At 63.0% G+C, this 13,428-nt stretch carries 11 protein-coding genes; 8 read left to right on the forward strand and 3 right to left on the reverse strand.

What is annotated here, in order from left to right; translation table 11 throughout:
- Window positions 1–74 precede the first annotated feature (74 nt).
- On the forward strand, window positions 75–1,706 hold the full coding sequence (locus AC2VNO_RS07665) for an NAD+ synthase (RefSeq protein ID WP_486933579.1): 1,632 nt from the start codon (window positions 75–77) through the stop codon (window positions 1,704–1,706).
- A 68-nt stretch (window positions 1,707–1,774) separates the two neighbouring features.
- Here AC2VNO_RS07665 and AC2VNO_RS07670 read toward each other — a convergent pair whose 3' ends face one another.
- Complete coding sequence (locus tag AC2VNO_RS07670; protein WP_228579369.1) at window positions 1,775–2,593, reverse strand: outer membrane protein assembly factor BamD; 819 nt, start codon at window positions 2,591–2,593, stop codon at window positions 1,775–1,777.
- 160 nt (window positions 2,594–2,753) lie between these two features.
- Between AC2VNO_RS07670 and rluD the strand changes: the two genes are divergently transcribed.
- The 5 genes from rluD to ilvN all read left to right on the forward strand — a co-directional run bounded on the left by rluD (window position 2,754) and on the right by ilvN (window position 9,930).
- Entirely contained in the window at window positions 2,754–3,713 is a 960-nt protein-coding gene (gene rluD, locus AC2VNO_RS07675) for a 23S rRNA pseudouridine(1911/1915/1917) synthase RluD (protein ID WP_486933580.1), read from the forward strand.
- Between the two features lie 9 nt (window positions 3,714–3,722).
- Window positions 3,723–4,478, forward strand: coding sequence for a peptidoglycan editing factor PgeF (gene pgeF / locus AC2VNO_RS07680; RefSeq protein ID WP_486933581.1), 756 nt, complete (start codon window positions 3,723–3,725; stop codon window positions 4,476–4,478).
- A gap of 139 nt (window positions 4,479–4,617) precedes the next feature.
- Window positions 4,618–7,200, forward strand: a complete 2,583-nt coding sequence (gene clpB, locus AC2VNO_RS07685) for an ATP-dependent chaperone ClpB (RefSeq protein WP_486933582.1) — start codon at window positions 4,618–4,620, stop codon at window positions 7,198–7,200.
- A 514-nt stretch (window positions 7,201–7,714) separates the two neighbouring features.
- On the forward strand, window positions 7,715–9,439 hold the full coding sequence (locus AC2VNO_RS07690) for an acetolactate synthase 3 large subunit (protein ID WP_486933583.1): 1,725 nt from the start codon (window positions 7,715–7,717) through the stop codon (window positions 9,437–9,439).
- Entirely contained in the window at window positions 9,439–9,930 is a 492-nt protein-coding gene (gene ilvN, locus AC2VNO_RS07695; protein ID WP_010627682.1) for an acetolactate synthase small subunit, read from the forward strand. Before AC2VNO_RS07690 ends, ilvN begins: the two co-directional genes overlap by 1 nt.
- A 168-nt stretch (window positions 9,931–10,098) precedes the next feature.
- Here ilvN and ilvY read toward each other — a convergent pair whose 3' ends face one another.
- On the reverse strand, window positions 10,099–10,986 hold the full coding sequence (ilvY, locus tag AC2VNO_RS07700) for an HTH-type transcriptional activator IlvY (RefSeq protein ID WP_486933584.1): 888 nt from the start codon (window positions 10,984–10,986) through the stop codon (window positions 10,099–10,101).
- Window positions 10,987–11,162: 176 nt separating this feature from the next.
- Between ilvY and ilvC the strand changes: the two genes are divergently transcribed.
- Complete coding sequence (gene ilvC, locus AC2VNO_RS07705) at window positions 11,163–12,179, forward strand: ketol-acid reductoisomerase (protein WP_486933585.1); 1,017 nt, start codon at window positions 11,163–11,165, stop codon at window positions 12,177–12,179.
- Window positions 12,180–12,329: 150 nt separating this feature from the next.
- Window positions 12,330–13,208, forward strand: coding sequence for a CDP-diacylglycerol--serine O-phosphatidyltransferase (gene pssA / locus AC2VNO_RS07710; RefSeq protein ID WP_486933586.1), 879 nt, complete (start codon window positions 12,330–12,332; stop codon window positions 13,206–13,208).
- Window positions 13,209–13,212: 4 nt separating this feature from the next.
- On the opposite strand, the gene AC2VNO_RS07715 is transcribed toward pssA, so the two are convergent.
- Window positions 13,213–13,428, reverse strand: a 216-nt coding sequence (locus tag AC2VNO_RS07715) for a hypothetical protein (protein ID WP_486933587.1), incomplete at its 5' end; no start/stop codon positions are given.

The following is a 13,428-nucleotide window of genomic DNA, read 5'->3' on the forward strand; positions in this document are numbered from 1 at the left end:
TTGGCGGCTTTGCCAGCCGGACGCCCTTGCGGGACAATGGCATGACTACGGATTCTCAAGAGATTTCTACGCCCATGCAAGATTTGACGCTGGTAATGGCGCAGTTGGACCCTCTGGTCGGGGATATTCCCGGCAACGCCGATCGCGCCATCGAGGCCGTACGCGAGGCACGCATCGAGCACGGGGCCGATATCGTGGTATTCCCTGAGCTGTTCCTGAGCGGCTATCCGCCCGAGGATCTGCTGCTGCGTCCTTCCATGGAGACCCGCCTGCGCGAGGCACGTTCACGCATGGCGGCGAAGATGTCTCGCGACGTACTGGTGATCATCGGCTATCCGGGACGTCGCGAGGGTCTCGGCTACAATCTGGCCGGCCTGCTTTACAACGGTGAATGGATCGGTGAGTACGCCAAGCAGGTCCTGCCCAACTATCAGGTCTTCGACGAACGACGTTACTTCGCCAACGGCGAGCAGAGCCTCGTCATCGAGCACAAAGGCGCCCGGCTCGGCGTGTTGATCTGCGAGGACCTGTGGGACGGCGAGCCGGTACGAGCGGCACGCGACGCCGGAGCGGAGATACTGGTCACGCTCAATGCCTCGCCTTACCACCATGACAAGCCCGCGGAGCGTTTGCGTCTTCTCGAGCAGCGTGCCGCCGAAGTATCGTTGCCGCTGGTTTACGTCAACACCATCGGTGGCCAGGACGAGCTGGTCTTCGACGGCGGTTCGGCCTGTGTCGACGCCGCCGGCCAGGTGCGGGTGGTCGCCCCCTACTGGCAGGCGGGCCTGATGCCGGTGCAGTTCGTGCAGGAGAAGGGTGCCTGGGCGCCGGTGGAAGGGGAGATCGAGCCCCCAGAGGAGCCCGAGGAGAGCCTCTACTGTGCACTGGTCAGCGGCCTGCGCGACTACGTCAACAAGAGTGGCTTCGACGGCGTGGTGCTCGGCCTTTCCGGGGGAATCGACTCAGCGCTGTCATTGGCCATCGCCGTGGATGCGCTTGGCCCCCAGCGGGTGCATGCGGTGATGATGCCCTACCGCTACACGGCCGACATCTCCCAGGCGGACGCCGCCGAGCAGGCCCGGCTGCTGGGCGTGCACTACGAGGTGCTCCCCATTGAGCCGATGGTGGACGCCTTCACGGCGACACTGGCCGATACCTTTGCCGGTACCGAGCGCGACACCACCGAGGAGAACCTGCAATCGCGCTGTCGTGGCGTATTGCTGATGGCGATCTCCAACAAGAAGGGGCTGATGGTTCTCACCACCGGCAACAAGAGCGAGATGGCGGTGGGCTATGCCACGCTCTACGGCGACATGGTAGGTGGCTTCAATGCGCTGAAGGATGTCTACAAGAGCTGGGTCTATCGCTTGGCCCACTGGCGCAATGCGCAATCGCCGGCGATTCCCGAGCGGGTGATCACCCGGCCGCCCTCGGCCGAGCTGGCTCCCGACCAGAAGGATTCCGACTCGCTGCCCGACTACGATACGCTCGATGCCATCCTGGTGCGCTACATCGAGGGCGACATGAGCGCCGAGGCGATCATCGAGGCCGGCTTCGAGCGCGACGATGTCTATCAAGTCGTGAAGCTGGTCGATCGCAGCGAATACAAGCGGCGTCAGGCGCCGGTCGGCGTACGAGTGTCGCCGCGCGGCTTCGGCCGCGATCGCCGCTACCCCATCGTCAACGGCTGGCAGCCCGGCGACTGATGGCCGGGCATTAACGCAAGAACCCGCGAGCAGGCTCGCGGGTTCTTGGTTTCAGCTCACAGCGGCTGTCAGGCAGAGAGCGATTGCGCGCGCACATGCTGGGGCTGGAAGGTGCGGCCACGCAGACGGTCGTTGCCCGGGTCGTTCTGGATCAGGACCTGGAGGACCTCGCGGGCGCGGTCACGCATGTCGAGGCCCAGATAGCCCTCGACCATCACTGCCAATGCATCGCGAGTGGCCTCGGCCTCCGGGTAGTTCTCGATCACCCAGCGGCCGCGCTCGACGGCAGCCAGATAGGCCCCCTTGCGCAGGTAGAAGTCGGCCACGTGCAGCTCATGACGGGCCAGCACGTTGCGCAGGTAGACGATGCGCTGCTCGGCGTCGGGCGCGTATTCGCTGGCTGGGTAGCGCGATACCAGTTCGCGGAAATCGGCATAGGCGTCGCGAGAGGCCCCGACATCACGCTTCGAGATGTCGATCAGGCGTAGCCGTTCGAGGCTGAAGCGGCCTGCCTGCCACGAAGCCAACCCGCGCATGTAGAGCGCGTAGTCCGCCTGGGGGTGGGTGGGATGCAGGCGAATGAAGCGGCTGGCTGCGGCCCGGGTGGCTTCCCAGTCCTGGGTCTCGTAATAGGCGTAGATCAATTCCAGCTGTGCCTGTTCGGCATGACGCCCGAAGGGATAACGTGTGTCGATGGCCTCGAGGCGCGAGATGGCGGTGGTATAGCGCCCACCCTCGAGCGCTTCGCGCGCCTCGTCATAGAGCTGCTGCTCTGCGACGCCTTCGAATTCATCTTCATCCGTGGCGGTCCTGCCGGCACATCCGGTGACCAGTGCGGTCACCAGCAGCAGGGCGACAAGGCGTGTGGCGATGGGGGAAACGCGCATCGTGATCCTCGTGTCTAACAACCCGTGTCGGCCATGGTAGGATTGGCCGTAAACCCGTCCACTATAAAGCACCTCGCGAAAAAACGCAGTCCGAGGATGTCGACAAACGCAGCCGTTTGTCGTTATCCGGTTCCGCGAGGGCTCTTCAGCGAAAGCCATTATGCCCCAGAACGTGGAAGCCCAGCAGCGCGTGCCCATTTCCTTGGCCGGCAGCCGCCTCGATCAGGCGGCCGCCGAGCTCTTCGACGGCCACTCCCGTGAGCGTCTCAAGCAGTGGATCAAGGAAGGAGCGCTCACCGTGGATGGCCAGCCCGGCAAGCCGAAGGACAAGATGGCCGGCGGTGAGTGGCTGCAGCTGGCGGCCACCCTCGAGGAGCAGACCCGCTTCGAGGCCGAGGACATCCCCCTCGACATCGTGCACGAGGACGACGATGTACTGATCATCGACAAGCCGGCCGGCCTGGTGGTGCATCCTGCTGCGGGCAACCCCGACGGCACCCTGCTCAACGCCCTGCTGCATCATTGCCCAAGCCTCGCCACCGTGCCGCGGGCCGGCATCGTGCATCGCCTGGACAAGGACACCACAGGGCTGATGGTCGTGGCCAAGACCTTGACCGCCCAGACGGCGTTGGTAGAGCAGCTTCAGGCTCGCACGGTCTCCCGCGAATACGATGCGATCTGCATTGGCGTGATGACCTCTGGCGGCACTGTGGATGCCCCCATCGGCAGGCATCCCAAGGACCGCAAGCGTCAGGCGGTTCACGCCAGCGGCAAGCCCGCGGTGACGCACTATCGAGTGGTCGAGCGCTTCCGCACGCATACCCACGTACGCTGCCGGCTCGAGACGGGGCGTACCCATCAGATCCGTGTGCACCTGGCGCATCGGCGCTTCCCGCTGGTCGGCGATCCGGTATACGGTGGGCGGTTGAAGCTGCCGGCCGGGGCGAGCGAAGCGCTGAAGACGCTGCTGCGCGAATTTCCGCGCCAGGCGCTGCACGCCAGGAAGCTGGCCTTTATTCATCCTGGCAGCGGCGAGACGGTCGAGTTTCGAGCGGCGCTGCCCGATGACCTGTTGCTGTTGATCGATTACCTGCGTGACGACCACGCGGTCATGCGCTGAGGAGCCTTGATGAGCGACGCCCCCCATCTGCAACCGACCCTGATCGAACCCGACTGGCCTGCACCCGTCAGCATCGGAGCATTCGTCACCACGCGGGAAACCGGCCCCAGCCAGGGCGAATTCGCCTGCTTCAACCCAGCCGACCAGGTAGGCGACAATGCTGTCCATGTGGCGCTGTGTCGTCGTCTACTGGGCGAGGCGATCGATGACGACCGTCCGCTGCTTTGGCTGCGCCAGGTGCATGGTGCTCGGGTACAGTCGAGATACAGCGACTGCGTGCCCGAAGCCGACGCCTCGGTGGCCTTCGATCGCGGGCACGCCTGCGTGGTGCTCACCGCCGACTGTCTGCCGGTTTTCTTCTGCGACCGCCAGGGCACCCGGGTCGGGGTGGCTCACGCCGGCTGGCGCGGTCTGGCCGGCGGTGTGCTGGAGGCGGCTGTCGCCGCGCTCGGGGTGGCGTCGGAAGACCTCATGGCCTGGCTGGGACCGGCCATATCCAACGCGCAGTTCGAAGTCGGTCCCGAAGTGCAGCAGGCCTTCATCGGCATCCATCCGGAAGCGGCGGCGGCGTTCGACCCCAGCCCTTATCGAATGGGCCACTACATGGCCGACCTCTACAAGCTCGCTCGCCTGCGCCTGGAGCGGCTCGGGATAGCGCATATCAGCGGCGGTCACTTCTGTACCGCCTGTGAACCGCGTTTCTACTCCTACCGTCGCGACGATGGCCAAACCGGTCGCATGGCCAGTGTGATCTGGCTGCGCTGATCTGGATCAAGACCTGAATCGCTTTCCTTGGCCGGCGACTTGAAAGCCGGCCACGCTGACTCCATTGAATCTGTCAATACGATACGACAGGGCCAAGCGGCGCGTCCGAACGCGCCGTCACCCCGATGGAGGAAAGCGAATGCGTTTCGACAAGTTCACCGCCAAGCTGCAGAACGCCGTGGCCGATGCCCAGTCCCTTGCCGTGGGTCGTGGCCACAACCAGCTGGAGCCCGGCCATCTGCTGTTGGCACTGCTGGATGCTCGCGACACCGGCATCAAGGCGTTGATTCAGAAGGCGGGTGGCGACGCTGCACGGCTGCGCGACACCCTGGCGGGACATCTCGATGACCTGCCTGAGGTCGGCCAGTTCACCGGCGAGGTACAGCCCTCGCGTGAATTGATTAAACTGTTCAACCTCACCGACCGCGAGGCCCAGAAGCGCGGCGATCAGTACATCGCCAGCGAGCTGGTACTGCTGGCCGCGCTGGAGATGGGCCATGCGGTGACCAAGCTGCTGACCCAGGCCGGCGTGACTCGCAAGGCGTTGGAAAGCGCCATCGACAGCGTACGCGGCGGAGAGCGGGTCGATGACCCCAACGCCGAGGAGCAGCGCGAGGCACTGGAGAAGTACACCCTTGACCTGACCGAACGCGCCGCCGAGGGCAAGCTCGATCCGGTAATCGGCCGTGACGACGAGATCCGTCGCACCATCCAGGTACTGCAGCGGCGTACCAAGAACAATCCGGTTCTGATCGGCGAGCCCGGCGTGGGCAAGACCGCCATCGTCGAGGGCCTGGCCCAGCGCATCGTCAATGGCGAGGTGCCGGAGGGGCTCAAGGACAAGCGTGTGCTGTCGCTGGACATGGGCTCGCTGCTGGCCGGAGCCAAGTTCCGCGGTGAATTCGAGGAGCGCCTCAAGTCGGTGCTCAAGGAGCTGGCCCAGGAAGAGGGCCGGGTGATTCTGTTCATCGACGAACTGCATACCATGGTGGGTGCCGGCAAGGCCGAGGGCGCCATGGACGCCGGCAACATGCTCAAGCCGGCGCTGGCCCGTGGCGAGCTGCACTGCGTGGGGGCGACCACCCTCGACGAGTACCGCAAGTACATCGAAAAGGATGCCGCGCTGGAGCGGCGCTTCCAGAAGGTGCAGGTCGACGAGCCCAGTGAAGAGGATACCGTGGCGATCCTGCGCGGCCTCAAGGAGCGCTACGAGGTGCATCACGGCGTCGACATCACCGATGGTGCCATCATCGCTGCGGCCAAGCTCTCGACCCGCTATATCACCGACCGTCAGTTGCCCGACAAGGCCATCGACCTGATCGACGAGGCCTCGTCGCGCATTCGCATGGAGCTCGACTCCAAGCCGGAGGAGATGGATCGCCTCGATCGCCGTTTGATTCAGCTCAAAATGGAGCGTGAGCACCTCAAGAAAGAGACCGATGACGCCTCTAAGAAGCGGCTCGAACTCATCGAGGCTCAGATCGCCGAGCTCGAGCGTGAATACGCCGACCTCGACGAGATCTGGAAGGCGGAAAAAGCCAGCATCCAAGGGGCAGCCCAGTTCAAGGACGAGCTCGAGCGTGCTCGCATCGATCTGGAACAGGCGCGCCGGCAGGGCGATCTCGGCCGTATGTCGGAGCTGCAGTATGGTGTGATACCGGAACTGGAGAAAAAGATCGCCGAGTCGAGCGAGCTCGAGGCCGATACCGCCAGCCACAAGCTGCTGCGCTCCAACGTCACCGAAGAGGAAATTGCCGAGGTCGTGTCGCGCTGGACCGGCATTCCGGTAGCCAAGATGCTCGAGGGCGAGCGCGACAAGCTGCTGCGAATGGAGGAGGCGCTGCACCGACGGGTCATCGGCCAGGAGGAGGCCGTCACGGCAGTGGCCAACGCCGTGCGCCGTTCACGCGCCGGGCTTGCCGATCCCAACCGGCCCAACGGTTCGTTCCTGTTCCTCGGCCCTACCGGCGTGGGCAAGACCGAGCTGTGCAAGGCGCTGGCCAGTTTCCTGTTCGACACCGAGGAGGCAATGGTACGCATCGACATGTCGGAGTTCATGGAGAAGCACTCCGTGGCACGCCTTATCGGTGCTCCTCCCGGCTATGTCGGCTACGAGGAGGGTGGCTACCTGACCGAAGCGGTGCGTCGCAAGCCGTACTCCGTCTTGCTGCTCGACGAGGTGGAGAAAGCCCACCCCGACGTCTTCAACATCCTGTTGCAGGTACTGGATGACGGCCGTCTCACCGACGGGCAGGGGCGCACCGTGGATTTCCGCAACACGGTGATCGTGATGACCTCCAACATGGGCTCGGACATCATCCAGCGCATGGGTGGCGCCGATGAGCAGTACGAGGAGATGAAGCGGGCGGTGATGGATGTCGTCGGCATGCATTTCCGCCCCGAGCTGATCAACCGCATCGACGAGGTGGTGGTGTTCCACGCGCTGCGCCAGGCTCAGATCGAAGCGATTGCCGGTATTCAGCTCGACCGCCTGCGTGCACGACTGGCCGAGCATGACCTGCGCCTCGAGGTGAGCGAAGAGGCCATGGCTCAGCTCGCCCTGGCAGGTTTCGATCCGGTCTTCGGCGCGCGCCCGCTCAAACGGGCGATCCAGAGCCGCATCGAGAACCCCTTGGCCCAGGATCTGCTGTCCGGCCGATATTCACCGGGCGACGTCATTCAGGTCGTCGTCGAGGGAGACAAGTTCGCGTTCCATCGCTGATACACAGCGTTACGCGATGGCCGCAGCATCCGCCAGCGAACGTCTACACTGTCTATAGGTTGCGTCCTGTAACCCCTTGCCCGCCGGTGGACCCACCGGCGGGCTTTTTTGATTCAATCTGCGTCCGCACCCCCATCACGGTTGACACTGCCGCAAGGCTGTTGGAATCTTGAGCGTTCCTGATTTGCGGGCGCGGATTTCAGCGGGCAACCCCCCATCCCCGCGCGAAGGGTAGGCAGTATGGCCTCTACCCGCCGAAGGACTACCGGATTCCGGCCAACCGCCGGTTCTGGCCAATGCCCCGACGCGGCAATCCGCCGTGCTAGGAAACTGCTGATCGACGCTGCCAGCGCAGCCATCAAGCAGCCTTTCCAATGAGAGTGCAGGCCCCAACAGGGCTAAATGCCAGGGTTTGGCATCAGGTGTCGGCCTCGCCGACAGCGGCATACCGCCGCACTCGAACCCGTGCCCATGGGCGCGGATCGCACTCGAGACCTCCAGGGGAGATACACAAGTGGAATTGCTTTCCGGCGCGGATATGATCGCCCGATTCCTGCAGGATGAAGGCGTCGAATACATCTATGGCTACCCGGGCGGCGCGGCACTGCATATTTACGATGCACTGTTCCGTCAGGATAAGGTCAAGCACATTCTGGTGCGCCATGAGCAGGCGGCTACCCATGCCGCCGACGGCTATGCTCGGGCCTCCGGCAAGCCCGGCGTGGTACTGGTCACCTCCGGCCCCGGCGCCACCAACGCCGTTACCGGCATCGCCACCGCCTACATGGACTCGATTCCCATGGTCGTGCTGTGCGGCCAGGTCATGAGTCATCTGATCGGCGACGATGCTTTCCAGGAAACCGACATCATCGGCGTGACCCGCCCGATCGTGAAGCACAGCTTCTCGATCAAGCACCCGACCGAGATACCGGAAGTTCTCAAGAAAGCCTTCTACCTGGCCGCGACGGGGCGTCCCGGTCCGGTGGTGGTGGACATTCCCAAGGATATGACCGCCCCCACAGAACGCTACGAGTACATCTACCCGAAAAAGGTCAAGATGCGCTCCTACAACCCGGTCGCGCGGGGTCATACCGGCCAGATCAAGAAGGCCGTGGAGATGATGCTCAAGGCCAAGCGGCCGGTGTTCTATACCGGCGGCGGGGTGATCACCGGACGTGCCTGCGAAGGCTTGACCGATCTGGTCAAGCGCCTCGGCTACCCCATCACCACCACGCTGATGGGTATCGGCTCCTATCCGCAGAGCGATCGTCAGTGTCTGGGCTGGCTGGGCATGCACGGCTCCTATGAGTCGAACATGGCCATGCACCACGCCGACTTGATCATCGCCATCGGCGCGCGCTTCGACGACCGCGTGACCAACAACACCTCCAAGTTCTGTCCTACGGCCAAGATCGTGCATGTCGACATCGATCCCAGCTCCGTCTCCAAGACGGTACGTGCCGACGTTCCCATCGTCGGCCCGGCGGCCAGCGTCATCGACGAGATGATCAGCCTGATTCAGGGTAAGGAGATCGCTCATCCCGAGGCGCTTGACGAGTGGTGGCAGAAGATCGACGGCTGGCGCGAGGAGCGCCGAGGCAAGCTCTACGAGCCGTCGAAGCCGGGCGAGCAGCTCAAGCCGCAGGAAGTGATCGAGGCGCTGTGCGAAATCACCCGCGGTGAGGCCTATGTGACCACCGACGTGGGCCAGCACCAGATGTTCGCGGCGCAGTACTACAAGTTCGACAAGCCCAACCGCTTCATCACCTCGGGCGGCCTGGGCACCATGGGGTTCGGTTTCCCCGCGGCCATGGGCGTCAAGCAGAACTTCCCCGAGGAGCAGGTGGTCTGCGTCACCGGTGAGGGCAGCTTCCAGATGATGATGCAGGAGCTCTCCACCTGTAAGCAGTTCGGCGGTGGGGTGAAGATCATCAATCTCAACAACGCCTCGCTGGGCATGGTGCGCCAGTGGCAGGACCTCAACTACAAGTCGCGCCACGCGCACTCCTACATGGAATCGCTGCCCGACTTCGCCAAACTGATCGAGGCCTATGGCTTCACCGCACTGCGGGTGGAGACCATGGACGAGCTGCGCCCGGCGCTTGAACGCACTTTTGCCGACAAGCACGAGCTGGTGTTCGTCGATGTCATCGTCGACCCGCGCGAGCACGTTTATCCGATGCAGGTGCCGCTGGGCTCCATGCGTGACATGCTGCTTTCCAAGACGGAGCGGACCTGATGCGCCATATCATCTCGATTCTCATGGAAAACGAACCGGGCGCACTGTCTCGCGTGGTAGGGCTGTTCTCGCAGCGTAACTTCAACATCGAGACGCTAAACGTGGCGCCCACCGAGGATCCGTCGCTGTCGCGGCTTACTGTCACCACCGTTGGCGATGACCGGGTCATCGAGCAGATCACCAAGCACCTCAACAAGCTCATCGACGTGATCAAGCTGGTCGATCTCACCGAGGGCAACCACATCGAGCGTGAGCTGATGCTGGTGAAGGTAAAGGCGTTGGGGGCGGCCCGTGACGAGGTCAAGCGAACCGTCGATATCTTTCGTGCCCAGATCGTCGACGTCACGCCGAGCCTATACACGGTGCAGATTACCGGGGACGCCCCCAAGCTCGATGCCTTCCTGCAGGCCATGGGGCCGGTGGGCATTCTCGAGGTGGCGCGTACCGGGGTCTCCGGTATCGCACGGGGCGACAAGGTGCTTTCGCTCTGATTTACTACTGCGCTCGATATCTCGGTCGCCGGCGGTGCTCACAATCCTCATTGAGCAGCCAGTCAACTCCGGTTGCTGCGCGCCGGCGGCAACCGACCTATCTTCGCTCGTGACGTAAATCAACTCACAGAGTTTTCTAGGCCGCCCTTCGGGGCGGCTTTTTCGTCTTCAGCGCTCGGTGACCGTCTCCCACAGCGCCTGTATCAGCGGGCTCTTCAAACGGTGATGCAGAACGCACAGCCCGACGTCGTAGTGGGGCAGCTCCGGCTTGACCGGCAGTATGCTGACTCGCTGGGCCAAGGGGCTGTTGTCGAGCACGATCTTTGGCACCACACCGATGCCGAAGCCTAGCCCCACCATGCTCACGATCGCCTCGTGGCCGGCCACCTGGGCATAGATCGTTGGCGCGACTCCCAGTGCCCTGAACCAGGTGTCGGCATACTCGCGAGACAGCCCGGCTTCGGACAGGATCATCGGCACGCCTTGCCACTGCTCCACTGAGGGGGAGTCGGGGCTAGCCGGAATCCACGCGGCCTGTTCCACAGGAGCGATGAATACCAGCGGTGATCGAGTCAGCGACTTGAAGGCCAGGCCCGCCGGTGCGCTGCGTGGGCGAGGAGTGATCGCCATGTCCTCTTCGCCTGCCAGCACACGGCCCATCGATTCTGCCGGGTCGCCGGTATGCAGCTTGAGCTCGATGCGAGGATGGCGCTGGCGTACATCGCTGAGCAAGTCGTAGAGAAAACTGTAGCTGGCGGTGACCGAGCAGTAGATGCTGATCTCTCCGGCAAGCTCGCCGGCCTTGCTGCTCAGATCATGACGCAGCAGCTCCCAGCGATGCAGGGTTTCGCGCGCGTACGCCTGGAACGCACGCCCCTGACTCGTCAGGGCGACATGGCGGTTGTCGCGTACGAACAGCGGCACGTCGACGCTCTCCTCGAGCTGACGAATGGTGCGGGAGAGCGTCGAGGGGCTGACATGGCAGAGTTCGCTGGCACGACCGAAGTGCAGCGTATCGGCCAGAGCGAGGAACTGTTTGAGAGGGCGCGTATCCATTCCGCCATTATTGCATGATCTGGCATGTGGTATTGCAAATATCGCGTTTTACGCAACGTGGATGCGGCGCTAAGGTAGGCGAATCGAATGAGCCGACTCCCAGCGCCACGACAGATGGCGCGGGTGGCCATCAACGCTGACACAACCTTCGCCAATTTCGTTTTCAGGAGCACCTCATGCACGTTTACTACGACAAGGACTGCGATCTCGCTCTCATTCAGGGCAAGAAGGTCACTATCGTGGGCTACGGCTCGCAGGGCCATGCCCATGCCAACAACCTCAAGGAGTCCGGTGTCGACGTGACCGTCGCGCTGCGCTCGGGCTCGTCCTCTGCGGCCAAGGCAGAAGCTGCCGGCCTCAAGGTGGCCAGCGTCGAAGAAGCGTGCAAGACAGCTGATGTGGTGATGATGCTGGCTCCGGACGAGAATCAGAAGGCGATCTACGAAAGCCAGATCGAGCCCAATCTGCAGGATGGCGCCACGCTGGCCTTCGCCCACGGCTTCAATATCCACTACAACCAGATCGAGCCGCGCCGCGACCTCGACGTGATCATGGTGGCCCCCAAGGCGCCGGGCCACACCGTGCGCTCCGAGTTCGTCAAGGGCGGCGGTATCCCCGATCTGATCGCCATTCATCAGGACGCTTCGGGCAAGGCGAAGGAGCTCGCGCTCTCCTACGCCGCTGCCATTGGCGGCGGTCGCAGCGGCATCATCGAGACCACCTTCAAGGACGAGACCGAAACCGACCTGTTCGGTGAGCAGGCCGTGCTGTGTGGCGGTGCCGTCGAGCTGGTCAAGGCGGGTTTCGAAACGCTGACCGAAGCCGGCTACGCGCCGGAGATGGCCTACTTCGAGTGTCTGCACGAGCTCAAGCTGATCGTCGACCTGATGTACGAGGGCGGTATTGCCAACATGAACTACTCCATCTCCAACAATGCGGAGTATGGTGAGTACGTGACAGGCCCCGAGGTGATCAACGAACAGTCTCGCCAGGCCATGCGCAATGCGCTCAAGCGTATCCAGACCGGCGAATACGCCAAGATGTTCATTCAGGAAGGCAACACCAACTATCCCTCGATGACGGCGCGTCGTCGCCTGAATGCCGAGCACGACATCGAACAGGTGGGTGCGAAGTTGCGTGGCATGATGCCGTGGATCGCAGCCAATCAGCTGGTGGACAAGTCCAAGAACTGATCCTGGTTCGCTTTCGTCACTGGCCAAGGGCGCGGATTTCCGCGCCCTTGGCGCATCCGAGACGTGGCCAAGCGCTTCCCGCTCCGGTATCTCGGTGTAGAATGGTATGACTACCTTAGGGTGAACCCATTCTGGAAATGGACGAAACGAATGAGTCAGGAGCCCCGCAACACCGAACATGACGTTTCCCGCGAAGAGCCCGAGCCGGAATCTGCCGGTGGCAAGGATGAACGGCGCGGCGAAGAGGACCTTGCCGCTGTCTTCGTGCGCGAGACGGAGGTGATCGAAGAATCGATCGAGAATGGCAAGAAGGTGCGTCGCAAAGGCATTTACCTGCTGCCCAATCTCTTTACCACTTCTGCCCTGTTCGCCGGTTTTTTTTCCGTGGTGGCGGGGATCAATGGAGATTTCACTGCAGCTGCAGTCGCCATCTTCATCGCCATGGTGCTCGATGGCCTGGATGGGCGCGTTGCGCGCATGACCAATACCCAGAGTGCCTTCGGTGCCGAGTATGACAGCCTTTCCGATATGCTCTCCTTCGGGGTTGCGCCTGCGCTAGTGGCCTTCACCTGGATCCTCCAGGACATCGGCAAGACCGGTTGGGTAGTGGCCTTTCTCTACGTTGCCTGTGCCGCTCTGCGTCTGGCGCGTTTCAACGTGCAGATTGGCAGCGTCGACAAGAAGTGGTTCATCGGGCTCCCCAGTCCTTCCGCCGCCGCCTTCGTGGCGGCAAGCGTATGGACGTTTCACAGCTTCGACGCCGAGGCTTTCGGCTTCAAGCTGCTCATGATGCTGGTGGTGGCGGCGGCGGGCATTCTCATGGTCAGCAATATTCGCTACTACAGTTTCAAGGAGATCGATCTCAAGGGGCCCGTGCCGTTCGTTGTATTACTGGCGATCGTGCTTGGCTTCGTGGTGATCTCGGTAGAGCCTTCCGTCATGCTGCTGCTGCTTTTCGGTGCCTATGTCGCCTCCGGGCCGACGCTGGCCATCATGCGCAAGATGCGGCACTCACCGCCAGGCGGTTGAATCGTCACCGATCGTATGCGCCCGCCTTGAGCGGGCGCTGTCGTTTCTGGGTCAGGGTTTCTATCCACAGGCGCCCGCCTTCCGGCGCCTGTGGATAGTTTGGCGGCCATCGTTTCGTCACCACCCCGTCACCGGCGTGAAACTTTTTTACAAGCGCCCCTTGCAGGGGCCGGATGAAAACCGTAAAGTACGCATCCGCTGCCGGTGACGGGCAACGTTG

The sequence above is a fragment of the Halomonas sp. TH-94 genome (assembly GCF_057473365.1).